This window comes from Exiguobacterium sp. AT1b (genome assembly GCF_000023045.1).
Lineage (GTDB): Bacteria > Bacillota > Bacilli > Exiguobacteriales > Exiguobacteriaceae > Exiguobacterium.
On the sequence record NC_012673.1, the window covers coordinates 2,054,958 to 2,081,192 of the forward strand.

The window sequence follows — 26,235 nt, forward strand, 5'->3', positions numbered from 1 at the left end:
TTTTCAAGCGTGTGACCTCCATACAAAAGGGCTGAAGTCATGTGTGACATGATGCCAGCCCTTCGTCATTATGCTTCTCGTTTTAAACTTCCCGCCTGGCTTCGTGTTTTTGCGTAAGTGACAAGGAGTAATGTCCCGATGACACCGACTGTCAAAATATTCGAAGTGGCTGCCACAGCACCTTGTACGAACACTTTGTTCGCTGGTTCAGCGTAAATCAAAATATCAAGGACCGGTGCGATGACAATCCATCCGATGGCTTGTACGACAGCTTGAGTGGCATTGAACAAAATGATTTTTTTAGTCGTCAAACCACCTTCCTCAAGACGGATGCGATTGGCGATGAGACCGATTCCGAGACCGACAAAACCTGAAACAATGACCCAACTCCACCAAGGGGATCCGTATAGAATCGCATCTTTCAGCGCGTGACCGATTAAACCAATCAAACCAGCTGTGATAGGCCCGAATAAGACGGCCATGAATGCAAGAAACGCGTAGGCTGTTTCGATTGAGGTGTTCGGTACACCTGTTGGGATAGCGGCAAAGCGACTGAGGATGATGAAAACGGCTGCGCCGATTCCTGTTGCGACGATTTGTTTCGTTGTGAATGAGTTCATGAATTTTTCCTCCTTAAATTTGTTGTAAGCGAACTTTCCAATCATTCCCGATACCGATATCAAAAGCATGAGCAAAGGATCCTTGATTTAGAGCGATAGCGATTTGATCGAGCGAGTTGATATAGACGACGCCTGAACCGACAGGAACATCTGCGAACGAGCGACCAAACGATAAGGTTTGTTCGTAAACTGTACGTTCACGGAACGAAATCGTGATGATAACACGATGACCGATATCGACACCAGCCTGTCGGACGAGTTGAACCGGGATATTCGTCCAGACGTTCCCGAAACGAATATCTAAAATCTCGACTATCCCTTCAACGGCATCTTCATCACGTGTGGCGGGTGTCCGATCGAGTAAGGCGATTTCGTCAAGCGGGATGAGCGGACCGACTTCCTCGAACGTGATGTCATGGCTAGATAATCGAGCACCCGTAAAGGCGAAAATATCACGTCCATGAAACGTATAGGATTCCCCCATGCGCGGTAGCCTGTGCGTTTTGTCATCCAACTCTCGAACTTCTGCAAGAAGCCCTGCTTGCCAAAGATGTGTCAACGTCCCGTTATCGGGAGTGATGACATATTGATTGGCATGCGTTCGTGCGACGACACTCTTTCGGTTCGAACCGACACCTGGGTCCACGACCGAGACAAATACAGTCTGCTCGGTCCAGTAGGGGACGGTTTGAACGAGGCGATAGGAGGCCTCCCAAATATGGAACGGCGGGATGTCATGTGTTAAATCAAAGATACGAATGTTTGGATTAATGCTGTGTGCTACACCGTACATCGCGCTGACTGCTCCATCACTTACTCCAAAATCTGATTGCAAAACCAATGCTTCCGTCATTTCCGTCTCCTCCTTCCGGGCGGACCCCATAAAAAAGACATCTCGCCCTCATTACGCAGGACGTGATGTCTGATCACGTGGTACCACCTTTGTTCATGATCCGATTCGCATCAAATCACCTCAAGGAGTTCGAGACTCCATGGAATGATATCGGTATCCTTCATACCGGTCGATTCTAGTGGCGAGCGAACTCGCGTTCTTCCGACTGCTCCGGGACCATCTTTGAGTGTGAGATTCGCCTCATTTCCAGCAACAGAAGCTCTCTATACAATCTCGTTTACTCGCTCTTCCCATCTATGCATCTTTTATGAGAAATCTGAAAATTTAAATTTATCTTACATCCGACTGTAACCGTGTGCAAGTCTTTTTTTTAATGTGTTTAAATAATCTTCCGGAAAGCCTGTTCAAACTTTAGACACTTTTACGTGAAAAAGTGAGCATAGTCATTGAATCCTATATTGTGAAATAGTACACTAAGGTCAAGAAGTAAATGTGATATTTATCACAATATAAAACGAAACGTACTGTCTAACATAAAAGGAGAGACGACTCATATGAAAATCGCAGTCATTGGATGTACACACGCAGGAACAGCAGCAGTCAAAGGATTACTCGCCAAGCACGACAATCTCGATATCACCGTTTACGAGCGGAACGACAACGTCAGTTTCCTCTCGTGTGGGATTGCGCTCCACGTCGGTGGGGTCGTCCAACGTGCGGAAGAGTTATTCTACTCGTCTCCACGTGAACTTGAAGAACTCGGTGCGACGATGCGCATGAAACATGACGTCTTGTCGATCGACTCCGAAGCGAAAACGGTCCACGCTAAAAATCTTGAGACCGGGGAAGACGTGCATGACACGTATGACCGCTTGATTGTCACGACGGGTTCATGGCCGATCGTCCCAACGCTCCCAGGAATCGAAATGAATGGAATCGAGCTCTGTAAAAACTACGCGCATGCCCAACGCATCATCGAGCGGGCGACAGATGCGACGAAGATTGCCGTCATCGGGGCGGGTTATATCGGGGTCGAACTCGTCGAGGCGTTCGAAGCATACGGAAAACATGTCACATTTATCGATAGTGCCGACCGCATCTTGAACAAATATCTCGATAAGTCGTTCACAGATCCACTAGAAGCGGACATGACCAGTCGCGGAATCGACCTCGAACTCGGTCAGACGGTCGAGGCATTCCGTGGAACGAGCGGAAATGTCACACATGTCGTAACAGACAAAGGTGAATTCGAAGCGGATCTCGTCATTCTCTGTGTCGGATTCCGTCCGAACACGGGACTGTTAGAAGGGCAAGTCGATATGCTCGGGAACGGTGCCATCATCGTCGATGAATATATGCGTACGAGCAACCCAGATATCTTTGCAGCAGGGGACAGCTGTGCCGTCTACTATAACCCGGCGCGTACACACGCCTATATCCCACTTGCGACGAACGCTGTCCGCATGGGAACACTCGTCGCGGAGAACATGATGCAACCACGCGTCCGTTACCAAGGGACACAAGGAACGTCAGGACTTCGACTCTATGACTGGAATATCGCGTCGTCTGGTTTGACGGAAGAAGCGGCAGCACTCTTCGGACTCGAAGTGGAGAGTGTCGTCATCGAGGACGCGTATCGTCCGGAGTTCATGCCGACCGCAGAGAAAGTCGAATTCAAACTCGTCTATGAAAAAGAGACGCATCGCATTGTCGGTGGACAAGTGTTATCGAAAGCAGATTTGACGCAAGCGGTCAACACGCTCTCGCTAGCCATCCAAAACGAGATGACGATCGAAGAGCTCGCCTATGTCGACTTCTTCTTCCAACCACACTACAACAAGCCATGGCACTTCCTGAACAGCGGGGCGCTTGAAGCGATGAAAGACAAAGTGAATGCCTAACAAAAAACGCGGAAGCTCATGGCTTCTGCGTTTTTTATAGATAAAGTGGCGCATCTTTCATGGAATTCGTCAAAATCATATAAAGCAAGAAACTCCCTGGCAGGATCAAAAAGATGAGTCGAACTCCGATTGAAGAAATACCAAAGTATTCAGCAATCCCACCGCATACTCCAGACAGAGAGCGGTCCGTCGCCGACTTTCGAAGTGTACGTTGCATAGAAAAAGCTCCTTATGAGTTGATATGTAAATTTTACCATATGAGTGTATGAAAAAGCGCACCAATTCAATTGGCGCGCTTTTGATTTATTTTAGAATGTCGACGAGTTCATCGAGCACTTGGTTGGCAGACAAGACGCCACCCGACGTGTTCCAGATGTCATCACTGACTTCTGTCACTTCCCCTGCTTTAACAGCATCGAGGTCTTTCCACAACTGGTTCGATTGCCATTCTTCGGCTGTCTTCGACCCGTCGGCCCCACCATACGTGAAGTAGACGACGTGGTCGCCCGCCATCTCTGGGATTCGTTCCATTGCGACTGGTTCAGCGAATTCCGCTTTATCTTGTGACGCTGGACGTTTGATGCCGACATCGTTAAGGATGACGCCGGAGAAGCTGTCATTGAAGTAGATGCGTGACTCACCAGGAAGGAAACGGACGACCGAGAGTTCTTTATTCACGGCGTCTCCGAGTTCTGCTTTCGTATCTTCGACGTGCTGTTCGTAGTCGGCCAACGCTTGATTGCCTTCCTCTTCTAGGTTGAGTGCGTTCGCATAAAGGGTGAAGTTCTCTTGCCAATCACCTTTGAGCGTCTCTGACATGACCGTCGGTGCGATGGCGTTTAACTTGTCATAGATGTTCTCTTGACGAAGTTTCGTTCCGATGATGAGATCGGGTTTCAATTTTGCGATGGCCTCTAGATTGACTTCGCTTTCTGTCCCGACTTCCGTGACGTCTGTCATCTCGGACTCAATGTGCGGGTACCACGGGTCGCCGTTCCATGATTTGACGGCTCCGACTGGTTTGACGCCGAGGGCGAGAAGGGCCTCTGTCCCTTCATTCGTCAAGACGACGACGCGTTCCGGGTTTTCAGGTACGTCCGCTGTCCCCATCGCGTGTTCAATCGAGCGAGTCGCCGTTTCTGAACTTGTATCGTTCTCTGTATCGTCTGACCCGCCGCAAGCAGCGAGGACGACGGTTAAGCAAAGCGTAAGTAACGCGAGCATCCATTTTTTCATTACCATTCTCCTCTATGTAGGTGATTTTCCTACCTGACTATAAATGATAATGATTCTCACTGTCAACCCCTTTTTCTGGAACGTAATATTTGCTATGGTAGGAAAGGAAAGAAGTGAGGACATGAAAAAACCTTGGATCAAATTACTTTTCTTGATCATTTGTTTACCTATCTTAAGTTATATTTCATTGCGCGTTGGAGTGATTGCCGTCAGTCATGAAGATGTGATGACGTTCCAAGCGGACGGTTCATCACAAGCGATGATTGCGTTGGCAGACAATCGTATCCCACGGACGGTCGTCGCGCTACTCGTCGGTAGCGTGCTCGGTCTCGCTGGGCTCATCTTTCAACTCGTGACCCGTAACCCGCTCGCATCTCCTGATATTTTGGCGGTAAACGCAGGGGCGAGTTTGGCCATCGTGCTCGTGACGCTTTTTGGGTTCAGTAGTATCGCCTCGTTCACGACAGCCTCGCTCATCGGAGCGTTTATTGCCGGCGTGATTGTCTATCTGCTAAGTGCGAACGGAGGGAACGTCATGTATATGACGCTTGCCGGGGCATCGCTTGCCGCTTTATTCAGTTCGTTCACCCAGTCGATCATCGCGTATGAGGAAGGCGCGCTCGATGAGGTGCTGTTCTGGTTGACCGGATCGGTCGCTGGACGATCGCTCACGCTTGTCGAGACGTTGTTGCCATGGATGGTGGGGGCGGTCATTCTCGTTCTCTTGCTCAGTAAAGAGTTAGAGACGTTATCGCTCGGAGACCAGGTCGCCCGTTCACTCGGACAAAATGTCGGCATCATCAAGTTCGTCGCCGTGACGCTCGCCGTCGTGCTCTCCGCATTCGGGGTGGCACTTGCCGGACCAATCGCATTTGTTGGTCTGCTCGCTCCCCATTTGGCGAAATATCTGTTCGGGACGGCCTTTTTCGCTCGTCTCGCCGGAAGTGCCCTCATCGGTAGCGTCCTGTTGCTTGCGGCTGATATTCTGGGACGTATCATCCTGTTCCCACGCGAAGTGACCGTTGGGGTCGTACTCGCCGTCATCGGTGGGGCATTCTTCATCTATCTCGTCAGTGTCAGACAAGGAGTCTTCAAATCATGAAAACCTATCGCTTTCGAAAAGGTCCTGTCTCGTTCACGCTCCGAAAGCGTGAAATCGAGTTGGCGCTTCTACTTGTCGTCGGATTGCTCGTGTCGATTTATTTCGGGCTCGCCATCGGTGACACATTCCTCCGTCCCGCCTCACTCGCTGCCTTGTTCATTGGAGCAGGGGATGCATTCGAGCAACTCGTCGTCTTCGAGTTTCGGATGCCACGTGTGTTGATGGCAATCACCGCCGGCGCGAGTCTCGCTGTCAGTGGTCACTTGTTACAACTGACAATCAAAAACGAATTGGCATCCCCGGAGATTTTTGGGATTGTCGGTGGCGCAGGGGTTGCGACGGCCACGTTCTTCACCGTTTTCTCCGATGAGCGAACGAATCAGCTGTCAGTGCCGCTCGCCTATATCCCCATCGCTTCGTTCCTTGGGGCGATTGTTGTCGGGATGTTCCTCTTCTATTTGTTGAAACGTGGAGTCCCACCTGTCCGGCTTGCACTTGTCGGGATTGGGATCAGCATTTTCTCGCAAGGAATCGTTCAGTTCATGATGCTCGCCTCGAACGTCTACCGGAAGAACGATATCCAACAATGGCTCACCGGTACCGTCTACGCCGCGACGTGGAATCAATTGAAGATCATGATTCCGTTCGTCCTTCTCTTTTTACTGGCAGCCTTCTTGATTGAACGTCATGTTCGTCCGCTCCATATCAGTGAAGCGACAGCGACGAGCATCGGCGTACCGGTACGAGGGATTCAGCGTGGGACGTTGTTGCTTTCCTGTTTACTCGCCGGAATCGGTGTCGCCTTTGTCGGTGCAATCGGGTTTGTCGGGTTGATGGCACCTCATATCGCCCGACAAGGATTGAAGCTCCCTTACATCTGGGCGACGCTACTTGTAGGGGCGACGATTGTCGTGTTGGCGGACGTACTCGCTCGGACGATTTTTTATCCGTATGAACTACGAACCGGCGTGATGACGGCTGTCATCGGAGCTCCGTATTTCTTCTATTTACTTCGACGGATGATGAAAGGAAGCATGAGATGAACACATTTGATTTGAACCACGTAACCATCGGATATGAACAGAAGACGGTGCTCGAACAATTATCGTTCTCCATCCCACATGGGAAAATCACCGTCCTTCTCGGCGCGAACGGCTGCGGGAAGTCGACGCTCCTCTCGACGCTTGCGAGACAGCGAGATGCACTAGGCGGGGAGATCGCATTTCGGAACAAACCGCTCGATTCGTATCGAGCGAAAGAGGCGGCTCGACTCATGGCATTCATGCCACAAGTGAACGTGGCACCGGATGGACTGACCGTCGAACAGCTCGTCCGATTCGGGCGTTATCCGTACCAGACGTTCTTCAAACGATATTCGGAAGACGATGAACGGGCCGTCGAGCGGGCACTCGCCTTCACCGATACGGTATCGCTCCGTGACACGCTCGTCAGCAACCTTTCCGGAGGACAAAAGCAACGGGTATGGATCGCGTTGGCACTCGCTCAAGAGTCGGAGACGATTTTGCTCGATGAACCGACGACATACTTGGACATGTCGCACCAAATCGAGATTTTAGATTTGATGTATCGATTGAATCGATTGGAAGGAAAGACGATCATCATGGTACTTCACGACCTTCACTTGGCCTGTCGCTATGCCGATCATGTCATCGCATTAGCTGGCGGTAACGTGTATCGTGAAGGCAGTCCGAACGATGTCGTCGATGAGACGTTTATGAAAGATGTATTCGGTCTCAAAGTCGTGGTGACCGAGGATCCGCTATACGGGACACCGCTCTGTGTACCGTATTCGCACTACGAGTTGAATGAAAAACGACCGACCTGAACCTAGTCTGCGGACTAGGTTTTTTTACGGAAAAGCAGGGAAAAAGAGTAGGGTAAGTGCGCGTCATGTTTTCTACCTAAAGGAGGAATTTTTCATGGCTAAAAAGGAAAAACAACCGTATCACATCGTCACGTTCACGTTCCCAGAAGAATCAATCTCGTATCAGGCGTTCAGTAAGCTGAAAAAGTACCATTCGGATGGGCTCGTCGGTTTTGAACAATTGGTCGTCATCAAGCGTGAAGAGAACGGGGCGTTCTCGTTCGAGGATGCGGCGCAGCTCGCACCGGTCAATAAATCGACGAAAGGTGCGCTCATCGGGATGGCGGTTGGAATCCTCGGAGGTCCGTTCGGTATCCTGTTCGGGACACTCACAGGTGGTCTCATCGGCGGCACGAAAGACGTAAAACATTTACAAGGTATCCAAGACACGTTCAAACGGACGGTCGGTAACATCGAACCGGGTCAGACGGGTGTCATGGCGATCGGGGATGAATTCGACCCATCGATTTTAGACGGGCTTGCAGAAGAGTTCGGAGGGACAGTCACGCGGACAGACGAGGAGCTGTGAGACATGAAACTCGGGATCTTAGGTGCCGGGAAAGTCGGACGTACGCTCGGGGAGCAGTTCGAACGAACAGGCTATGAGGTGTTGTATGGGACACGGACTGAGCGAGAAGGGACATTGACGCTACAAGAGGTCGCCTCGACGAGCGATGTCCTATTGCTCTGTACGCCGTTCGCGGCAGCAGTCGACCTGTTACCGACACTCGACGGACTGGATGGAAAAGTATTGATTGATGTGACGAATCCAATCGCCATCGAATTTAACGAAGTCGAGCGACCGGACGGGGTGTCGGGTGCGGAGTATTTGCAGCGACTCATTCCTGATACGAAAGTTGTGAAGGCGTTCAATCAGACAGGGGTCGAGAATTTAGGCGATCCGAATGGGTCCGTCATGTTCGTCGCAGGTGAAGATGAGGAAGCGGTGCGGCTTGTTGTCGAGCTATCGAACAAAATCGGATTCGATACGCATCCGCTCCACGGGCTGAAGCTTGCTCGTGAGCTCGAAGGGTTGGCGTGGCTGTGGATTCATCATGCGGTGAAAGAGCGAAAATCACGGGACTTCGCATTCTACTTAACAGAACGGTGAAAGACGATCGGGGCAAATGCCTCGATCGTCTTTTTGATTAGAATCCTGTATAGCGATCAGAACGTGTTTGAAGCAGCTTAATCGTCTCGCGCTCAATCTGCTCAACTTCACGTTGTTGCCAACCCGGCATGAGAAATGCATCAACGAGTGCCCAAATGCCTGTGATGAATGCACCGAGACCGAGCGTCAAAACGACGAGTAGGACCATGGCGATTCCTGAACCGATTTTTTTGAAATAGAAACGATGCGCACCAAATGCACCGAGGAAAAACCAAAGCAAGTAGGCGACGAGCAAGCTACGTTTTCGTTTTTCGACTTCGCTGTTCACGAGTAACATTTCTTCTGTCGTCAAATCCATACGCGAATCATACATAGGACTCCAACTCCTTATCCATAATTGTTATAATGAGTTCGCACTCAAGTATATCGGAAAATGGATTTGTTTCCATGATTTCCTAAAAAGAAAAGAGGTTCTTTATGCTTTTTCCGATTTTGACGTTCATCGTCGCCTTCGTACACGTCGTTGGTGGGGCGATTGCCCTTTATCAATATCCACAATATAAGCGCATGGCCATCAGTGCCATCGTGCTCGGGTTCGTCTACGGTGGGTTGACCGTAGCTGTGATTGGATTATGACGAACAGACCACTGCGTTCGCGACTTCAAATGAAGAGCGGTTATCAATTAGGGACATACTTATTTTTAAGTCTCATCATTTTTGATTTACTCTTAGGCGACGTTCCGAGAATCTCGTTTGCGATGTATGCAGTTTTCTTTTACTTTTGGCAACGGGAGCGTGTAGAAAAAGAAGAGAAGGGGTTAGCCGAGAAGATGAAGCGGAAGTCGGATGAGTGGACGATCACATTCGTCGTCTTGCTTTGTTTGGTAGGCTATGTGGTCTCCCTTGGCCTACAATATCCTTCTGTTTCGTTGCTCGAACTGAGCATCTATGGCTTCTCGACAATCTTCTGCATCCGGGCCTTGACCTTGATCTATGCGATGCACCAACAACAGCTCGACTAAAACCCATCCTTCCACTGAGAAAGGATGGGTTTTTGTTTAAGACGCCGCTCGTCGTAGGACGATCTTTTCTTTTACATAAATTCCGCTATAGACGAGGAAACAGCCGAAGCTGACCAACAGCCCGATGTAGACGCTCATCATGAACGGGGTGAGAAGCGACCCAATCAAAATCGTCGAACGTGATAAGAAGTCGGCACCGGCGAATGAGGTCCCGGCAAACGCAGAGTACGCACCACGTCGGTCTTCCGGCATCATGTTCGCCTTCTCAGTATTCAATACGGGCGAGTACAACAATTCGCCGAACGTAGCGATGAGCATGAAACTGAGAAGGAGCATCATCGAGTTCGCGCTCGTGATGACGGCGTACCCGATCGTGTACAACGCGAGTCCGCCGAGTAGCGTGTGCTTGTTTGAGAAACGTGAGGCGAGACGTTGAATGAAGAATGTCAACGCGACGACGATAAGCGTATTTTCGATTTGAATGAGACTCATCATCCGCACCCCATTGATTGTCCATGATTCAATCGAGAGCGGTTCAAATGAATCGGCGAGTCGGACCGCGACATAACTACCCATCGAGAACTCGGCAGCGAGGATACACATCGAGCCGAAGACGACTTTGACGAACGGACGGTCACGCCAGGCGATTTGATAACTTTGGAACACGTCGACGAAGACGAGGCGAAGCTTTTGAGACGTCCACGTCCGTTTCGTGTCCTCGAGGAAGATGGCGTACGCGATCGGCAGCATGCTCGACGTGAACGTCAAAATCCAAAACAGTAACAGTTGGTTGCTGACATAGAGCCAGCCTCCGAGTGCCGTGCCGATCGTGATTGAGAGGTTGATCAACCAGTAATCGAGCGCGTATACGGCTTTTCGGTTCTCAGGCGTTGTCGCGTCGATGATGATGGCACTCATCGCAGGCCGCCCGAGGTTGTTCGTGACCGTGAAAATCGTATAGGCAATCATAAAGACGATCATCTGGTCGAACTGAAGACTGAGCGTCATGACGAGAAACATCGAGGCCGTGAGACTTGCCGTCAACACGAGGAGTCGCTTCCGTGAAAATTTATCGGCGAGGTATCCCCCGATCAACCCGATCACGTATCCGAGACAGACGAGCGAGATCAAGAAGACGCCCGCAATCCATTCGTTGAACGCTTTGACAAAGAGAAGTGCCATGAACGGCATGATAGCGAATGAGACCGAACGGTTAAAAAATGATGTCACGAGTCGAACTTTTATTGGTTTAGGTATATCTTTCCATTTCATCTTGTCACCTTCCATTCTGTACCTGTATGATAAACAAGACAACGGATTTGAAAAATGGACGACATGGGGAAATGATGTCCACTTTTAAAGGGGGGATGTGACGTGGATGCATATTTATTTCGATTGTGGAAAGAGTGTCGGGACGGCGCGTACACGATTTCCGATATGGCGGAAGCCATTCATTTAAGCCCGAAACAGACGAAGCGTCATTTGGCACGGTGGCAAGAAGAAGGGTGGCTCACGTATACGAGTGGACGCGGACGGGGAAATTTGACGCGTCTAGAATGGCTACGACACGTCGAGCGTGATTTGGCCAAACAGCTGCTTGACCGCATGGAGAAAGAGTCGGTCGAGGCAGTGACGAATCAACTGGAGTGGGACTGGTCGCCTGCGCAGGCAGGTCGGTTCATGCGCCAGCTCGAGAAGAAGTTCGGTTACGTCCAGACGTCGAGCGATGCGCTCATCATCCCGCGCCGTCGTCACTTTTTGACGACACATCCGCTCGAGGCGGCTGACATCCACAGTGCCCACCTCGTCCAGAACGTATTCAATCGTCTGTTCATGATTGACGCGTCCGGGGAGGTCACGGGGGAACTTGCGCATCACTATGAATGGCAGGGAAGTACACTCGTCTTGTTTCTTCGGAAAGGGGTCCGATTCCATGACGGGTCGCTCATGACGAGTAAAGATGTGACGAAGAGTCTGCGCATGCTCGTTCAATCGGATGCGTATCGCTATATGTACCGGCACGTCCGGCATATCGCATCGAATGGCACGTATCGCGTCGATGTCACGCTCGACCGGCGCCGAAATTCCTACATCCCGAAACTGTCGATGATTCATACGAGTATCGCCAAAGGAAGTGTCGGGACGGGACCTTTTCAATTGGATCGCCATGACAAGGAGAAGACGGTTCTTCTCGCCTTCGAGAATTATTTTGGGGTGCGGGCGCTCCTGGACCGGGTCGAGTTCATCAAAGTGCCGGACGGATATGATCCGACGTATCGCATCTCATCAAGGGATTCCAAAGAAACCGGACACATCTCGACACCGTCCGGGTTCGGGCTTGTCATCTTGAACAGTCACCCGAATAGTGTGTTCGCCAATGAAGAAGCGAGACATTACATGCATCGATTGATTGCGGAGATTCGACCGGAAATCGGAACACGGAATGAACGGAGAACGCCGAACGACCGAGGGTTTCTCGGTTCGCTGAGCGAGACGTATCGCATTCCAAAAGGAACACCCGTCACGTTCGACCGACCGATTCGAATCAAACAGACGGACTTCACGAACGATACGACCGACTGGATTGCCGAGATGTTGACGCGTCACGGCATTGCTTATGAGTTCGTGCCCATCAGCTTTAAAGATTCGATTCATGACAAGACGTATTATGAATACGTCGATTTGGTCGTTCACGGAGAAGTGTTCGAGCGGAACATCACGCTCGGGTTTGAACAGTTCATGACGAACGAGTACTCGCCTCCGCATAAAGTGTTCCCTTATATAGAGGGGATGACCGAGCGAGTTGGGCAATATGATGACCTGCCGTTTGAGGACTGGTTGCCGCTACACCGGGAGATCGAACGCGAGTTGAAAGAAAAGTCGTATTTCATCCCGCTCTATAACGAGGAGAGGACCATTCCGTTCCCGGTAGAGCTGAAGGACGTCTGTGTCGACTTGTTCGGTTATTTTGATTTTGCGAAACTATGGATTCCATCATAAGGAGAGATATTGTGCGTAAGAAGTTACTAATTGGGTTTATGATTTTTTTTGTAGGACTGTTTTTGTTTGCGCTATGGGATGGTGAATTCGTCGCCTTGTCACTCACGGGGCTAGGGTTCACCATCTATGGCTATCGACACGAAGAAATTGAAAAGCTTGAGGAAAAGGTGAGCAAAAGAATCATGAGACAAGTCGATGCGACACTCATGAACATCACGATTTACGGTTTGCTGGTCATTGGCGTGGTCATTAATTTCTTCTTAGATAAACCACAACTCTCATTGATTGATACCATTTATGTTGCATTAGGTGTATTGTTCGGTCTGCGCGGACTTCTCATTCGAAGTGTCTATCAAGAAGAGATACAGGATCAATCGAAAGTTACAATCATAAGAAAAACCCCGAGCTCATAAGACTCGGGGTTTCATTATGCGGATTTGTCCGTGCCTTCTTTTTTGACTTTTCGGGCGAGTGCCAAGATTTGATACACTTTGAAAAAGTCGTAAGCGGCGACGGCGATGATGAAGTACGTCCAGAAGCTGAAGCCGTACTCTTGTACCGAGAAGTACGCGAGGACGGTGAACAACACACCGAACGATAGACTGAAGAGCATCATCACTTTTAATTGTCGCGGCATAACTGCCACCTCATTTCTACATTAAAAATAGTACGAGCATCACGAGCGCGTTGTTAAACGCGTGGATGGCGATCGGAACGATCAATCGTCTTGTCTTCGCATACGCGTAAGAGAACGCGAAACTCATCGCGATATACACGAGGAATCGATTATCTTGGTGGATGAGTGCGAATAAAATCGAACTGACACCAAAGGCAATCCAGAAACCGAAGCGCGCGTTCAAGTTCCCGAACAAAATATGACGGAAAAGAATCTCTTCGATGATTGGTCCAAGCAAGACGACCGGCAAAATCATAAGTGGAATGACTTCCACCATCTCGGCAATATTTTGTGTGTTCATCGACTCGACAAGGTCGCCAGTAATGGCCGTCTCAATCAAGTTCGCCACGATGACGAGCCCGTATTGCATCAAAATCCCGAGCCCAATCCATTTGACCGTGTCGTTCAAGTTCGACTGGATGCCTTGGGCTTTGTATTGTTTCAAGTCTGGCCAGATGAGCAAGATTGACAGAACAATCGTTACACCGAATCCGATGGCGAGCCAGAGCCCGACGAACGTTTCCGTCAACCATTCCGGCCGTACTTCACTAATGACGAGCGGGAACAGTTGGACGAACGCATATAGTAAAATCGGGGTGAGGTGCCGGAGACGAATGTTAGGCGCCATCGAAAAACGGGTATTTATCGATTGGTTTGAGTTTAGTGTAGCCAATTCAACACGTCCTTAATCATAAGAGTGAACCTACCTTTTTCTCATTGTAACAAATAAGTTCTCTTGACCGCGAGTAAGAGCATTTTTTAATGTATCCCACTTGATTTTTTTATCTACACATACTACACTAATCAGTGTTAGCACTCCTTTTAACTGAGTGCTAAAACCTTACGATACACATTACATCATTCATATTCGGAGGAGGGTTTTTCCATGTTAAAACCACTAGGCGATCGTGTCATCATCGAAGTCGTGGAGAAAGAAGAAAAGACGATCGGGGGCATCGTGCTTCCTGATACGGCGAAAGAAAAGCCGCAACAAGGGAAAGTCGTCGCAGTCGGAACAGGCCGCGTGACGGACGAAGGCAAGCGCATCGATCTCGACGTGAAAGAAAATGATTTGGTCATCTACTCGAAGTACGCAGGTACCGAAGTGAAGCATGATGGAAAAGAGTACTTAATCGTTCGCGAGAGCGATATTCTCGCAATCGTAGGCTAAGCACCATTATTCAAAAACTTTTTTAGGGGGAAATGAACGATGGCAAAAGATATTAAATTCTCAGAAGATGCACGTCACGCGATGCTTCGCGGCGTCGACGCACTCGCTGACGCAGTCAAAGTAACGATTGGACCAAAAGGACGCAACGTTGTCCTCGAGAAGAAATTCGGTTCACCACTCATCACAAACGATGGTGTGACAATCGCGAAAGAAATCGAACTCGAAGACCGCTTCGAAAACATGGGCGCGAAACTCGTTGCGGAAGTCGCGTCGAAGACGAACGAAGTCGCAGGGGACGGTACGACAACAGCGACAGTCCTCGCACAAGCGATGATTCGTGAAGGACTCAAGAACGTCACGGCGGGCGCGAACCCGATGATCCTTCGTAAAGGAATCGACAAAGCGGTCACACGTGCGCTTGAAGAGTTGAAAGCCATCTCGAAACCAATCGAGTCAAAAGAAGCGATCGCACAAGTTGCGGCCATCTCGGCAGCGGACGAAGAAGTTGGCGAATTGATCGCAGAAGCGATGGAGCGCGTCGGTAACGATGGTGTCATCACAATCGAAGAATCACGCGGCTTCACGACTGAGCTCGACGTTGTCGAAGGGATGCAGTTCGACCGTGGATACTTGTCACCATACATGATCTCAGACTCTGACAAGATGGAAGCGTCACTCGACAATCCGTACATCTTGATCACAGACAAGAAGATCTCAAACATTCAAGAAATCATCCCAGTGCTCGAGCAAGTCGTGCAACAAGGGAAGCCGATCTTGATCGTCGCAGAAGATATCGAAGGCGATGCCCTCGCGACACTCGTCTTGAACAAACTCCGTGGTACGTTCAACGCGGTAGCGGTCAAAGCACCAGGATTCGGTGACCGTCGTAAAGCGATGCTTGAAGACCTCGCGACACTCACAGGTGGTCAAGTTATCACAGAAGACCTCGGTCTCGACCTCAAATCGGCATCACTCGATATGCTCGGTCGCGCATCGAAAGTCGTCGTCACAAAAGACACAACGACTGTCGTCGAAGGTGCAGGGAACGAAGAAACAATCAAAGCACGCGTTCAAACGATTCGTAACCAAATCGAAGAGACAACGTCTGATTTCGACCGTGAAAAACTCCAAGAGCGTCTCGCGAAACTCGCAGGTGGCGTAGCCGTCGTCAAAGTCGGTGCAGCTACGGAGACTGAGCTTAAAGAGCGTAAACTCCGCATCGAAGACGCACTCAACGCGACACGTGCAGCAGTCGAAGAAGGAATCGTGGCGGGTGGTGGTACATCACTCATCAACGTCATCCCAGCCGTTCGTGCGTTGCTTTCAGAAGTGACAGCGGATGAAGCGACTGGTGTCAAACTCGTCCTTCGTGCACTCGAAGCACCGGTCCGTCAAATCGCGGAAAACGCGGGTGAAGAAGGTTCGGTCATCGTCGAGAAACTCAAGAACGAGTCAGTCGGTGTCGGCTACAACGCGGCAACTGGCGAATATGTCGACATGATCGCACATGGTATCGTCGACCCAGCGAAAGTGACGCGTTCAGCACTCCAAAACGCAGCATCTGTCTCAGCGATGTTCCTCACAACAGAGGCCGTCATCGCAGACAAGCCAGAAAAAGACGCTCCTGCAATGCCTGACATGGGCGGCATGGGTGGAATGGGCGGTATGATGTAAGTCATGCGCCTTCACAGGAACCATTCATCAGCGAAAGCTGGTGGGTGGTTTTTTTGTTGTCAGTGATGATTCAAAATGATTAAAGTCAGTTAACTACTCTTCTCTGTCAATTATATTTTTAAAACACTCTATATGTTATATAATGGAATTAATAAAATTTAAAAGTAATATAATGTATTTTGTTAATTCGTTTTAACTAGGGAGGAATTGATTTTGCAGGAAGCGATGTATGAGGGAAAGAACGTAAATTTATCAGTTTTATTAGATGAAAAGCGAGAAATTCGTGAACTGAAAAAAAGTTCGGATAAAGGGGCGTTTAGCTGCCCGTATTGTAATGAAACGCTTATCATAAGGGCCGGGAGTGATCGGGTTCACCACTTCTCTCACAAGCAATCAAAGTCATGTGAACTTTCTATTGAAAGTGACAAGTACCAGGATCAGATTAAAAGAGAGTCAAAACAGCATTCGGTTATAAAGAACTTTATTCATGATGAACTGAAAGCTCAACAAAAAATAAATAAGGAACTCGAAGTTGAATACGGTTTTGTTGCAAAAGCGACTGAAAAGTGGCGTTACTATCCTGATATTATCGTAAAAAATGTGGATAAAGAAATTGCGATTACGGTGCTTACCAATGTGACACAAAATCGAGATGAAAAATTGGCTAATCAAATTATTAAACGGAATACATACTTCAAAGAAAAGGGACTTATCCCGATTTGGTTCGTTGAAAATACAGAACAGTCGATTGATTTAGGTCGTCATGTAATCCACCTTTGGGAAGCTGAGTTAAATCTGGCGATGAAAACTCCTGAAGATTTAATGTGGGAAACATTATTGAATGAAACAGCGCGTGATCAATCCTTATTCGAACTATTTGATTATCATCATCAAAATACTCCGGATTCTTATAAGGTTCGAAGCCTTTACTATATCCAATCTAGAGAAGATAGTATCCAATTCTCTGTTCGACGCTTTGTTGAAGATGAGCAAAAAAGTCCATTCCGAGCATTTGCGTTAAACGGAGGATATGAAATCAGTCTATCTACTGCCTTGTTGACTACTCAAACATTACAACTAAGCGATCCTAAAATCGAAATGCAGCTAAGAGATTCCTTTCTACAAGAATTGAAGCAGAAGAAAAATGAATATATAGCGAAACAAAAAGAAATCGCAGACGCAAATAGAGCTGAATTACTAAACAAGCGTTACGATTCATCAAAACTCCAAGTAAGCTCAAAGAATTTGCTAACAAAAAGTCATTTTCGAACGGCAATTTTGGAATATATCAAAACTGGTAGGTTAAGATTGATTAATGCTGACGATGTAGCAGAGTATCTAGTGCTCAACGGTGCTTCAAATAAGTCTTACAATACAGGACGCTACAAAATTTACTCCGATGTCTGTGTTTGTCTTGATCAATTAGCCGAAGAGAATGTAATTGAACTTTCGTCAACAGGCGGGCAACGAGATAGAACGTATGCTGTAAAAACTATATAAAATCATTAAAATGCCTAAAAAGAGCAAAGTATCGAGTAGAATCCAGAATGGCACTTTTGATAACAGGTTGTATGCGTTCGAAGGTATTAAATGAAAATTCAAGTCACCTATACATCTCCATGTTGAAATGTATAGGTGACGTATTGTTTAAAACATTATTGGGCTTGTTTTCCTTCGAAAAGTCGTTGTAGAAAAAAGTTTTCCTTCTCTGAGCGAAGACCTTGAAGATACTCCAAATAGTCAATTTTTTGAATCGAACCGATGGAACGCTTTTTTGTTCCTGGCATTTCAGTGATGACTTCCATCACGTCGACCGTGGTCGAACCGCTAGGCATTACTAGATATCTTGCTACACTAATTTCTTTTCCTTTCCCTACATGTCCATAGCGCACAACTGCTTTCCAATAGGACCACTCTGTAATCGCCTCATTAGTATTCATAACATCTCATCCCTTCTTCTAATGTTCATTGAATTGAAAGTAAATATTCAACTACGTTATTAAGTTGATTTTAGAAAACGAACGAGAATAAGGCATGTAATAAAATTGACTAAGGTTAATATTTTATGAGGTGTAGTCAAAAGCGCAAAGACGAAAAATCAAGCAGTGGCCTCGTGTAGTATAAAGTTACGACGAAACTATATTAATACATGATTTAATTTCTAACAGAGAAGGAGAGTTTGAAATGGCAACACCGATTACAATTTTTAAAAATAATCAGAGACTAAGGGAAGAGTCGAATATTCAATTAGCAGCAACTTTCTTCTCAGACCTTTTAAATTTAAATAAGTCGAAATGCTTTAACGCGATTGAGAGAGGCTATACATATAACATTCCATTTTTTGACCAAGAGGATGAGTATCGATTTATTGCTCCAAAGGATATTGCATTAAAGAGAAGGATTGAATTAGAAGAGAGAGACCATCATAATGCCCGTCGGATTTGGCTCATCCCAGCAAATCCGAATGAATATGACTTAGAGAGTGCTTTTGGTCGATATGATTTTTTACATTGGAGACGGTCCTTCAACTATGAAAATGGGGACATCCTATTTATCTATCTGTCTGGCTATATTCAGAAAGTACGTTATAAAGTTGAAGTAATTGAAGGGGTTGTGCGCTCTTCAGATGTGAATTACGATCTTACATTTCGGAAAAGTGAAGATCAATTTGAGGATTCTAAAGAATTGGACTGGTCTCGCATTCGTTTGATAGACGAAGTAGACACTGACCTATTGTCATTAGAATATTTGCGAGAATATGGGTTGAAAGGAAATATTCAAGGGTCGATGAAGTTGATGGGAGAATTGAAAGACTACATCACTTCGTTTTTCGACAAGGATTTAACAGCTGAGTATTATGCAGACGAAGTAGCAGAGTCATTAGAAGAAGGAAAACGAAAAGTCGTTACAGTTAATACGTATGAACGTAATCCGCTCGCACGTAAAAGATGCATGGAGTACTACGGGGTGAGCTGTCAGGTTTGCCAAATCAACTTTGAAAAAATATATGGTGAAGTCGGTAGAGATTTTATTCACGTCCATCACATTAAACCACTTCATGAGATTGGACAGAATTATGTGGTGGATCCAATAACTGACTTAAGACCGGTTTGTCCAAATTGCCATGCGATGCTACATCGAAAAGAAGGTGGCGAGTACTTAACGATTGAACAGTTGAAAAATAGAATAAAATCTAACCCTGGAGGAAATCATGATTATTTATAACGAACCCAAGTACATGTTTGTAGAGCACATCTTAGAAAAAGAAATTAGTTATATCCTTAGTAAAAACATCGAAGAAAAAATGAATCGGCGCGTTAGTGCTTCCGAGATGATTTCATGGGAAAACTCACTTTCAGAGATGATGCGGGTCATTCGAGGAGAATCGATACCTGATGACGTAAATATTCTTCTTGAGTTTAATTTACCATCAACTCAAAAACGAATTGATTTCATTATTGCGGGGAAAGATAAGGATGGTCAAAAGAATGCAATTATTATCGAACTAAAGCAATGGACGAAAGCTGATCTCGCTGACGGAGATGGTATCGTCCAAACCGCATTTTACGGAAGAACCCAATCGACAGTTCATCCTTCTTATCAAGCCTTATCGTACCGCCGATACTTGGAAAATTATCTTGAATCGGTAGATCCAATCGAGTCTGATATAACACTTGATTCATGCGCTTATTTACATAATTATATTCGATCAAGGAAACATGAAAATGAACCTTTATTGAATGATCGATACAGCCATTATTACAAGGAAGCACCGATTTATTTCAAAATGGACGACCTTCATTTAGCGGATTATGTAACGAAACGAGTCGGTGCCGGTCAAGGGTCAGAAATCGCTTCAGAAATTGAGACAGGAAAATTGAGACCTTCCAAAAAATTGGTAGAAACATTAAATCTAATGTTTGAGGGGAACGAAGAGTTCATTTTGTTAGATGAACAGAAAGTTGCCTATGAACAGATTTTAACGATTTATACTGAGCATGTGTTACATAGGGACGAGAAGCATGTTGTATTAATTAAAGGTGGACCGGGGACTGGGAAATCCGTAATCGGTTTGAATGCTCTAAAGGCACTCATGAATGAGCAGGCATTAGTCGAGTATATTACGCCGAATGCAGCTTTCCGAGAAGTCTTACGAAAAAAGCTGGCAAGACAAAAGAGCATGATTGAAATTCGAGATATGTTTAAAGGTTCCGGTTCTTACGTAGATACTCAAATGAATAAAATTGACGTATTAGTTTGTGATGAGGCGCACCGATTAAAAAATCATGGACATATGCAACGAAAAATTGAAGGAGAGAATCAAGCGACTCAAATTATTCGGAGTGCGAAAATGAGTGTTTTCTTTATTGATGATGAGCAAATGATTTCGAAGAAAGATATTGGGTCCTATTCATTGATTAAAGAGGAAGCCAATAAGCAAAATGCTATTATTCACGAATTAACATTGGATTCTCAATTTCGATGTGGTGGATCAGGTAACTATATTGAATGGATAAATAGATTTTTTAATAATGAAGAGGAAATTGAATTAGACGGATCATATGACATTCAAGTATTAGACTCACCACAGCAATTGATTGACGAAGTTGTGTCAAAACGTGACGGTCGCGTTACGGCTGGGTATGCATGGAGTTGGACGAAAGAACGATTAAACGGACAGCTTGTTGCAGATGTACAGATTCCTGAGCATGATTTCGCAATGCCTTGGAATGATTCAAAACGTTTAGACTGGGCTATTCATCAAGATGGACGTGAACAGATTGGATGCATCCATACAGTACAAGGCTTAGAAATGACTTATGCAGGTGTAATCATCGGTCCTGATTTAGGTTATGATCCACAATCAAGACAATTGATTGTACGGCGGGAAGAATTCAAAGATAGTGGGGCTAGACCGGCAAAACCGAAGAAGAATGAAGTGGACGCTCTTGAGCGTCTCGTGAAAAATACGTATCGCACATTAATGACTCGGGGGATGAAGGGGTGTTATGTGTATTGTTGTAATCCTGAACTTCAAAAGTATTTTAAGCAGCGGATAGCTTTTACGAGTAATGAATATGAAAATGTAACTAGAGAAGTTTGACTCTAGTTACATTTTTCTTTCGGTTAAAAAGTTAGAATGAGCAATCAAGTAGACGTGGACAGGTTTTGATAATGACTCAAACGTCTCACTATCAATATTAGTGTCTCTAGAAAGCAACACAATATATCTTCCATCACCATTTGGATACTCTGAGTAGTAATCCACAATATCTAAGGGATGGAATACATGTTTTATCTGACGACCATTTTTAAATTCAAAAGGAAAATTTATTTCGTTTGTAAATGAAAACGGAATCATTAATTTGTTGGCATTAAACATGAAGGAAGATCTCATTTCAATTAAAAGGACAAATTGAGCAAGCTACGTTCAGTCGATGAACTTGCTAAAACGTATTGCTTTATTTCAAGCAGAAGTACTATCTATGAAACGAAGGGTTATTTTTTTACAGGCAGCAAATGAAGGACAAAAACTAGAGACACTATTAATTACTGAATCAAAGAAGTCAAATCAATCATTATTAAGGATTGTGACACATTAGGATTTAGCAAATTTGAATAGTTGTGTTTTTAATAAACTATATATTGTGTTCGATTATATAATTTTATTTATTTTGAAACTATATATAGGATATCCGCTTTATTTTTTCTGGATATGGTGGTACGTTAATAACACGAACGAATGATCTGTTTTTATAGAAGGCGGTGATAGATTGAAATGTATCACGGTAAAAATTAATCGTGAGATAAAAAAGCAATAAAAAAAGTCAAGTGAGTTTGGCAGAACTCGCTTGACTAGTTATAAAAAGACTTAATTGATTTTATCAAATAAACTTTGAAATATAAACAGATGGTTCGTTCTTAATCTATTGTCAAAGGAGATTTTAATCAATGAGTAAAGGAAAAAATCAACATGTAACTCCACATAAGGATGGGGGATATCAAGTGAAGGGTGCTGGAAATCAAAAAGCAACAAAGACGTTTGATACACAGCGAGAAGCGATTAACTTTGGAAGAACTATTGCTAGGAACCAACAGTCTGAGCTCTTCATTCATAACAACCAAGGAAAAATCCGTGAAAAAAACACTTACGGATCTGATCCATATCCACCGAAAGGCTAAAAATAGTTGAACTTGAGTGGTGTGTCTCACGGCACACCATTCTCTATACAGTAAAGGAATTTTATCATGGGAGGACTTTATGAAAACAAGTGAGTATATTTTACGGAACTTTCGCCGCGGAGAGTTGATTATTTTATATTACAGCGACGTGCTGAAACTATTTCCACATTTTGAATATAACGTTCAAGAATCGATTAAAAAATACAATTTACTTGAAAGTGAGAATACGTCAACATCGCCTTCCTATACATGTGCAATCCCTTCTAATTTAGAAAAGTCTTTTGGACAACTATATAATGATGCACTTACTGAATTTAAGTTTGATATTCCAATCCCATTGAATTCTAATGAAGAATTGAAGTGCCATTTATGCAATACGAAATTAAAGAGACAGAAAGTAAAGATGACAAAACGGAAAAGTGATAAATTTTTCTTCATTGGAGTAGATTGTGCCAAGCAGTACGCGAATGAAGAGTATCGAAAGTCAATTGATGCAGAATATCGATTACTCCGAGAAGTGGAACTCAGTGATATTCTGTCTAATATTCATCCACAAGTAAAATTAGCAGAACAAGAATACACGTCATCCGTATATCAAATGCCTACACTACTTCAAAATCAATTAAGAGAGTTACAAATTGCCGTCTCAAGGAGAACTGAAAAACTTAAATCCAGAAAGCAACCCATCCAGCGAGAAGAAGCAGCGATAAAAGTAATTCGGAATCATTTGACTCAAATGCTAATGATTTATAAAGAGTTTAATAAGCATGAATTACAGAAACCTCGTTATAACTCATACAAAATTACCAAATTAATGTACATAGAAATGAATAAAAAAGATTTTTTTATCGATAGAATGCTCGATCATCCTATCGCCATGGGATACTTACCGATTGGACATTGGCATCAATTGAATGAACCTGAATTTTCTCAAGATGTCGTAAATCAGTTGATGCAGCCACAATTTTTAAAGCACTATGAGTTCCAATACAATTTAAATAAACGTTTGTATAATCTAATACCTAAGAGTAATCAGGCGAAAAAATACGGAGAAGTGGTTATTACCCACCCCGCTTTTATAAATTTGCTTTTAAAGGGAAAGAAAACGCCATTAATCTTTAGTGACATTTTAGTCGCTTCTCAGTTCAATAAATTAAATGGAATCATAAATTTTCTCAATGGACTTCAGCCGATTATCAGTTCGAAGAAATACAAATTATTATTCTATTCCAAACGAGATCACGAGTTTTATCTTAGTAATAGTGCGTCAAGTGCATACTATAAAATTAAATGGTCTCCTCAAGTTGAACGTCATCTGAAGAAAATATGGACGAGCCCTTCTGAAAGCGATTTAGATAGTATTCTGCCAGCAAAAATGCGGAATCAGCAGTGGCTAACAACAATGGATTTATTATTAGAATCAGAGCGAAAAGAAGAAAACCAGTTAATTCGTTTTAGCAGAATCGAAAAGCAAAATTAATTATGTCTCAGGTAGTACACTTCTCATTTGAACCCTATTCGTTATTTTATCTACCTAATATTAGGGAATCCGTTATAGTGGATGCAAGAATTGAACAATGGGGAAGGATGAGGGAAAGATGAACCAATATTATTTAACAGAATGGCGAGCGTTAACGAAAGCAACGGAAGTGACACTCCATCTCTATACCGTACCGCTCAAAGATCCATCATCACGAAATACGCAGGGTGGGAAGTTGATTTTTCACTTGAATAAATTGAACAATTTTCAACCGATGGTGTTTTCGATCAGTACATTGCTTCATTTGAGGAAATCAAACAATGGGGAGACGAGACGTTTCTTCAATATGAGGCGCGTCCGATCAGTCCATCACGGAATGTCGAGCGAACATTACTTGAACGTCTGTTGAAAAAACAGTTGGAGCGATTGGCTCATCCAAATTACATGATGAACCGTGGAAAGTTCCGCTCGAAACAGGCGCATCCAAAGTCTACAAGTGGGCTGCTCATTTATCCGGCATTAGATCTCAATGTGAATGTATCTGAGACGGCTGAAATTGTATTCGGATTCGATTTGACTCATCAATTTGAATACCGTGAAAACTTATTGCAGCAGATTAAGCGTGATCCGAAATCCGTATCTGCAGGGATGCGCGTCATCGATTCGACTCACCCGAAATCGTATGAGTACGAATTTGTAGAGGTCGCACCATACCGAGCAAATGAAGTGAGCCCGATTATGAGGTGTTCGATCATTGATTATTTCGCAAAGAAAGATCCGAAACGAGTCATAGAACCAGACGCTCTCGTCGTACACGTCAAAGATCGAAACAATCAGATCCTTATCTACTTACCTGAGCAACTGAAACAGAGTTGTTCCTTTGAGACGATTCCAGCTAGACATCTCGGTGCAGTCAGCCGCATCATCAAATTGTCACCTGACGCACGCATGTCGAAACTTATGCCGGAAGCGCTCGCGTTAATTGGTCGTCTCCCAATGCTTCAGTTTGAGCGACAAGATGTACGAGCAGCTCGTCTTGGTTACTCAATTCAAACGTTGCCTTCGCCACGTCTCCGATTCGGTAAAGGGAGGACCACGAGTTATGCAAAAACTGGCTTAAAGCAAGGTGGTGTATATGAAACAGGAGAGGCGACCGTCAGTTTCTTTGTCGACCCGAAATTACGAGATCATCAAAAACTGCAAGTCCTAGAGTTTATCAATAAACTAAAAACTACCTCTGAGCGCTTTGGGGTGACCCTCAATGTCTCGCATAAACCAAAAGGATTGAGCCAGAAACTACCTTCTGATTTGTTGCAGACAGAAGATATTCTATACCAACTAAAGAATATCCCTCAACATTTTGAAGGTGTCGTCGTTGTCATTGCCGAGGAAGCATCGCTCCAACATTCATATCAAGCCATCAAAAGGCAATTTGGCGGGAAGCAGGATGTGGTGACGCAATGCGTCGAGTTACATGACCGTGTATTGAATTCTGAGGACACGCTATACAACATTCTACTGGGGATTTACGTGAAGGCAGGTCTACAACCCTGGATTCTTGGTGAGCCACTCCATTCGGATTGTTTTGTCGGATTAGACGTAAGTCATGAGAATGGTAAACATGCAGCAGGCATCATTCAAATCATTGGGAAAGACGGGGCGATGATTAAGCAGAAAGCACTCTCGACAAGTGAAGCGGGGGAGAAAATCAGTTCTGAGACGATGAGAGAGATTGTCTATGATACATTACATGCATTTGAAGAACAGTACGGACATGCCCCTAAGCATATCACGTTCCATCGAGATGGATTTGGGCGTGAAGATTTGACTCTTATTGATTCAATTCTATCTCCGCGTGAAATTCAATTCGACTACGTGGAAATTTTGAAGAATATCAATCGACGGATGGCGATTCATGAAGATGAGTGGAAAACTTCACAGGGACTCAGTTATACCAAAGAGCGCATGGGCTATCTCCTCTCGACGAATCCTCATGCGCGTGTCGGGATGGCAAAACCACTCAAAGTCGTACAACAAACAACGACCTTGCCGTTTGAAGCCATTTTGACAGATGTCTATCGCTTATCGTTCATGCACGTCCACTCGCTATTGAAAACAAGACTGCCAATCACAACGCATTATGCAGATTTAAGTTCGACGTTCCATAACCGTGGCTTGCTCAATGCGAATACAGAACATGAAGAGGCATTGCCGTTTGTATAACATGTAAAGTTGAAAGTTGTCATATCGTTATTATCAGTATTCCTGTTTGTCGAATATTGGGTATCATATCATTGAACTGAGATTACACTAGGAGGTAG

Annotated in this window: 29 protein-coding genes; 19 read left to right on the plus strand and 10 right to left on the minus strand. The window is 45.2% G+C overall.

Annotated features, from left to right (window positions below):
• Positions 1–68: 68 nt before the first annotated feature.
• Positions 69–620, minus strand: coding sequence for an ECF-type riboflavin transporter substrate-binding protein (locus tag EAT1B_RS10720; RefSeq protein ID WP_015880584.1), 552 nt, complete (start codon positions 618–620; stop codon positions 69–71).
• Between the two features lie 13 nt (positions 621–633).
• The gene (locus EAT1B_RS10725; RefSeq protein WP_015880585.1) at positions 634–1,473 is read right to left on the minus strand and encodes an S-adenosyl-l-methionine hydroxide adenosyltransferase family protein; all 840 of its coding nucleotides are present in this window, start codon (positions 1,471–1,473) and stop codon (positions 634–636) included.
• 554 nt (positions 1,474–2,027) lie between these two features.
• Here EAT1B_RS10725 and EAT1B_RS10730 point away from each other — a divergent pair.
• Positions 2,028–3,374, plus strand: a complete 1,347-nt coding sequence (locus tag EAT1B_RS10730) for an FAD-dependent oxidoreductase (protein WP_015880586.1) — start codon at positions 2,028–2,030, stop codon at positions 3,372–3,374.
• A 34-nt stretch (positions 3,375–3,408) separates the two neighbouring features.
• Here EAT1B_RS10730 and EAT1B_RS10735 read toward each other — a convergent pair whose 3' ends face one another.
• Together EAT1B_RS10735 and EAT1B_RS10740 are read right to left on the minus strand one after the other, a co-directional pair.
• Positions 3,409–3,591, minus strand: a complete 183-nt coding sequence (locus tag EAT1B_RS10735) for a PspC domain-containing protein (protein ID WP_015880587.1) — start codon at positions 3,589–3,591, stop codon at positions 3,409–3,411.
• An 86-nt stretch (positions 3,592–3,677) separates the two neighbouring features.
• Positions 3,678–4,610, minus strand: a complete 933-nt coding sequence (locus EAT1B_RS10740; RefSeq protein ID WP_015880588.1) for an ABC transporter substrate-binding protein — start codon at positions 4,608–4,610, stop codon at positions 3,678–3,680.
• Positions 4,611–4,731: 121 nt separating this feature from the next.
• Here EAT1B_RS10740 and EAT1B_RS10745 point away from each other — a divergent pair, with 121 nt between their 5' ends.
• The 5 genes from EAT1B_RS10745 (at position 4,732) to EAT1B_RS10765 (ending at position 8,708) form a co-directional block, all read left to right on the plus strand.
• Complete coding sequence (locus EAT1B_RS10745; protein WP_015880589.1) at positions 4,732–5,712, plus strand: iron ABC transporter permease; 981 nt, start codon at positions 4,732–4,734, stop codon at positions 5,710–5,712.
• Positions 5,709–6,755 (plus strand): iron ABC transporter permease, encoded by a 1,047-nt coding sequence (locus EAT1B_RS10750; protein WP_015880590.1) that lies wholly within the window; start codon positions 5,709–5,711, stop codon positions 6,753–6,755. The genes EAT1B_RS10745 and EAT1B_RS10750 overlap by 4 nt, the downstream gene beginning before the upstream one ends.
• Positions 6,752–7,558, plus strand: coding sequence for an ABC transporter ATP-binding protein (locus EAT1B_RS10755; RefSeq protein WP_015880591.1), 807 nt, complete (start codon positions 6,752–6,754; stop codon positions 7,556–7,558). The genes EAT1B_RS10750 and EAT1B_RS10755 overlap by 4 nt, the downstream gene beginning before the upstream one ends.
• Before the next feature lie 94 nt (positions 7,559–7,652).
• Positions 7,653–8,126, plus strand: coding sequence for a hypothetical protein (locus EAT1B_RS10760; protein ID WP_015880592.1), 474 nt, complete (start codon positions 7,653–7,655; stop codon positions 8,124–8,126).
• Between the two features lie 3 nt (positions 8,127–8,129).
• Positions 8,130–8,708 carry an NADPH-dependent F420 reductase gene (locus EAT1B_RS10765; protein WP_015880593.1) on the plus strand — a complete coding sequence of 193 codons (579 nt, stop codon included), beginning with the start codon at positions 8,130–8,132 and terminating at the stop codon, positions 8,706–8,708.
• A 37-nt stretch (positions 8,709–8,745) separates the two neighbouring features.
• Here EAT1B_RS10765 and EAT1B_RS10770 read toward each other — a convergent pair whose 3' ends face one another.
• The gene (locus EAT1B_RS10770; RefSeq protein ID WP_015880594.1) at positions 8,746–9,081 is read right to left on the minus strand and encodes a TM2 domain-containing protein; all 336 of its coding nucleotides are present in this window, start codon (positions 9,079–9,081) and stop codon (positions 8,746–8,748) included.
• Positions 9,082–9,185: 104 nt separating this feature from the next.
• Here EAT1B_RS10770 and EAT1B_RS16015 point away from each other — a divergent pair, with 104 nt between their 5' ends.
• Entirely contained in the window at positions 9,186–9,344 is a 159-nt protein-coding gene (locus tag EAT1B_RS16015) for a hypothetical protein (RefSeq protein ID WP_015880595.1), read from the plus strand.
• Positions 9,341–9,730, plus strand: coding sequence for a hypothetical protein (locus EAT1B_RS10780; protein WP_015880596.1), 390 nt, complete (start codon positions 9,341–9,343; stop codon positions 9,728–9,730). Before EAT1B_RS16015 ends, EAT1B_RS10780 begins: the two co-directional genes overlap by 4 nt.
• A gap of 36 nt (positions 9,731–9,766) precedes the next feature.
• On the opposite strand, the gene EAT1B_RS10785 is transcribed toward EAT1B_RS10780, so the two are convergent.
• Positions 9,767–11,002, minus strand: a complete 1,236-nt coding sequence (locus EAT1B_RS10785) for an MFS transporter (RefSeq protein ID WP_041917978.1) — start codon at positions 11,000–11,002, stop codon at positions 9,767–9,769.
• A 102-nt stretch (positions 11,003–11,104) separates the two neighbouring features.
• Here EAT1B_RS10785 and EAT1B_RS10790 point away from each other — a divergent pair, with 102 nt between their 5' ends.
• Both EAT1B_RS10790 and EAT1B_RS10795 read left to right on the plus strand, forming a co-directional pair.
• Positions 11,105–12,730, plus strand: a complete 1,626-nt coding sequence (locus EAT1B_RS10790; RefSeq protein WP_015880598.1) for an ABC transporter substrate-binding protein — start codon at positions 11,105–11,107, stop codon at positions 12,728–12,730.
• Positions 12,731–12,741: 11 nt separating this feature from the next.
• On the plus strand, positions 12,742–13,143 hold the full coding sequence (locus EAT1B_RS10795) for a hypothetical protein (RefSeq protein WP_015880599.1): 402 nt from the start codon (positions 12,742–12,744) through the stop codon (positions 13,141–13,143).
• 14 nt (positions 13,144–13,157) lie between these two features.
• On the opposite strand, the gene EAT1B_RS10800 is transcribed toward EAT1B_RS10795, so the two are convergent.
• Together EAT1B_RS10800 and EAT1B_RS10805 are read right to left on the minus strand one after the other, a co-directional pair.
• Positions 13,158–13,367 carry a YdiK family protein gene (locus tag EAT1B_RS10800; protein WP_015880600.1) on the minus strand — a complete coding sequence of 70 codons (210 nt, stop codon included), beginning with the start codon at positions 13,365–13,367 and terminating at the stop codon, positions 13,158–13,160.
• Between the two features lie 16 nt (positions 13,368–13,383).
• Complete coding sequence (locus tag EAT1B_RS10805; protein ID WP_015880601.1) at positions 13,384–14,079, minus strand: CPBP family intramembrane glutamic endopeptidase; 696 nt, start codon at positions 14,077–14,079, stop codon at positions 13,384–13,386.
• 213 nt (positions 14,080–14,292) lie between these two features.
• Here EAT1B_RS10805 and groES point away from each other — a divergent pair, with 213 nt between their 5' ends.
• The 3 genes from groES to EAT1B_RS10820 all read left to right on the plus strand — a co-directional run bounded on the left by groES (position 14,293) and on the right by EAT1B_RS10820 (position 17,751).
• On the plus strand, positions 14,293–14,577 hold the full coding sequence (gene groES, locus EAT1B_RS10810; protein WP_015880602.1) for a co-chaperone GroES: 285 nt from the start codon (positions 14,293–14,295) through the stop codon (positions 14,575–14,577).
• A gap of 39 nt (positions 14,578–14,616) precedes the next feature.
• Complete coding sequence (gene groL / locus EAT1B_RS10815) at positions 14,617–16,251, plus strand: chaperonin GroEL (protein ID WP_015880603.1); 1,635 nt, start codon at positions 14,617–14,619, stop codon at positions 16,249–16,251.
• Between the two features lie 213 nt (positions 16,252–16,464).
• The gene (locus tag EAT1B_RS10820) at positions 16,465–17,751 is read left to right on the plus strand and encodes a competence protein CoiA family protein (RefSeq protein WP_015880604.1); all 1,287 of its coding nucleotides are present in this window, start codon (positions 16,465–16,467) and stop codon (positions 17,749–17,751) included.
• Positions 17,752–17,906: 155 nt separating this feature from the next.
• On the opposite strand, the gene EAT1B_RS10825 is transcribed toward EAT1B_RS10820, so the two are convergent.
• Entirely contained in the window at positions 17,907–18,191 is a 285-nt protein-coding gene (locus tag EAT1B_RS10825; RefSeq protein ID WP_015880605.1) for a hypothetical protein, read from the minus strand.
• Between the two features lie 244 nt (positions 18,192–18,435).
• Here EAT1B_RS10825 and EAT1B_RS10830 point away from each other — a divergent pair, with 244 nt between their 5' ends.
• On the plus strand, positions 18,436–19,476 hold the full coding sequence (locus tag EAT1B_RS10830; protein WP_015880606.1) for an HNH endonuclease: 1,041 nt from the start codon (positions 18,436–18,438) through the stop codon (positions 19,474–19,476).
• Positions 19,463–21,355, plus strand: a complete 1,893-nt coding sequence (locus EAT1B_RS10835) for a DUF2075 domain-containing protein (RefSeq protein ID WP_015880607.1) — start codon at positions 19,463–19,465, stop codon at positions 21,353–21,355. Before EAT1B_RS10830 ends, EAT1B_RS10835 begins: the two co-directional genes overlap by 14 nt.
• 6 nt (positions 21,356–21,361) lie before the next feature.
• Here EAT1B_RS10835 and EAT1B_RS10840 read toward each other — a convergent pair whose 3' ends face one another.
• Positions 21,362–21,634, minus strand: coding sequence for a hypothetical protein (locus tag EAT1B_RS10840; RefSeq protein WP_015880608.1), 273 nt, complete (start codon positions 21,632–21,634; stop codon positions 21,362–21,364).
• A gap of 569 nt (positions 21,635–22,203) precedes the next feature.
• On the opposite strand from EAT1B_RS10840, the gene EAT1B_RS10845 reads away from it, so the two are divergent.
• From EAT1B_RS10845 to EAT1B_RS10855, 4 genes are all read left to right on the plus strand, one after another.
• Entirely contained in the window at positions 22,204–22,434 is a 231-nt protein-coding gene (locus EAT1B_RS10845) for a DUF2188 domain-containing protein (protein WP_015880609.1), read from the plus strand.
• 79 nt (positions 22,435–22,513) lie between these two features.
• Positions 22,514–23,914 (plus strand): hypothetical protein, encoded by a 1,401-nt coding sequence (locus EAT1B_RS10850; protein ID WP_015880610.1) that lies wholly within the window; start codon positions 22,514–22,516, stop codon positions 23,912–23,914.
• Between the two features lie 118 nt (positions 23,915–24,032).
• Positions 24,033–24,323 carry a hypothetical protein gene (locus tag EAT1B_RS15665; protein WP_015880611.1) on the plus strand — a complete coding sequence of 97 codons (291 nt, stop codon included), beginning with the start codon at positions 24,033–24,035 and terminating at the stop codon, positions 24,321–24,323.
• The gene (locus EAT1B_RS10855; RefSeq protein WP_015880612.1) at positions 24,320–26,137 is read left to right on the plus strand and encodes a Piwi domain-containing protein; all 1,818 of its coding nucleotides are present in this window, start codon (positions 24,320–24,322) and stop codon (positions 26,135–26,137) included. The genes EAT1B_RS15665 and EAT1B_RS10855 overlap by 4 nt, the downstream gene beginning before the upstream one ends.
• The last annotated feature ends 98 nt before the right edge of the window (positions 26,138–26,235 follow it).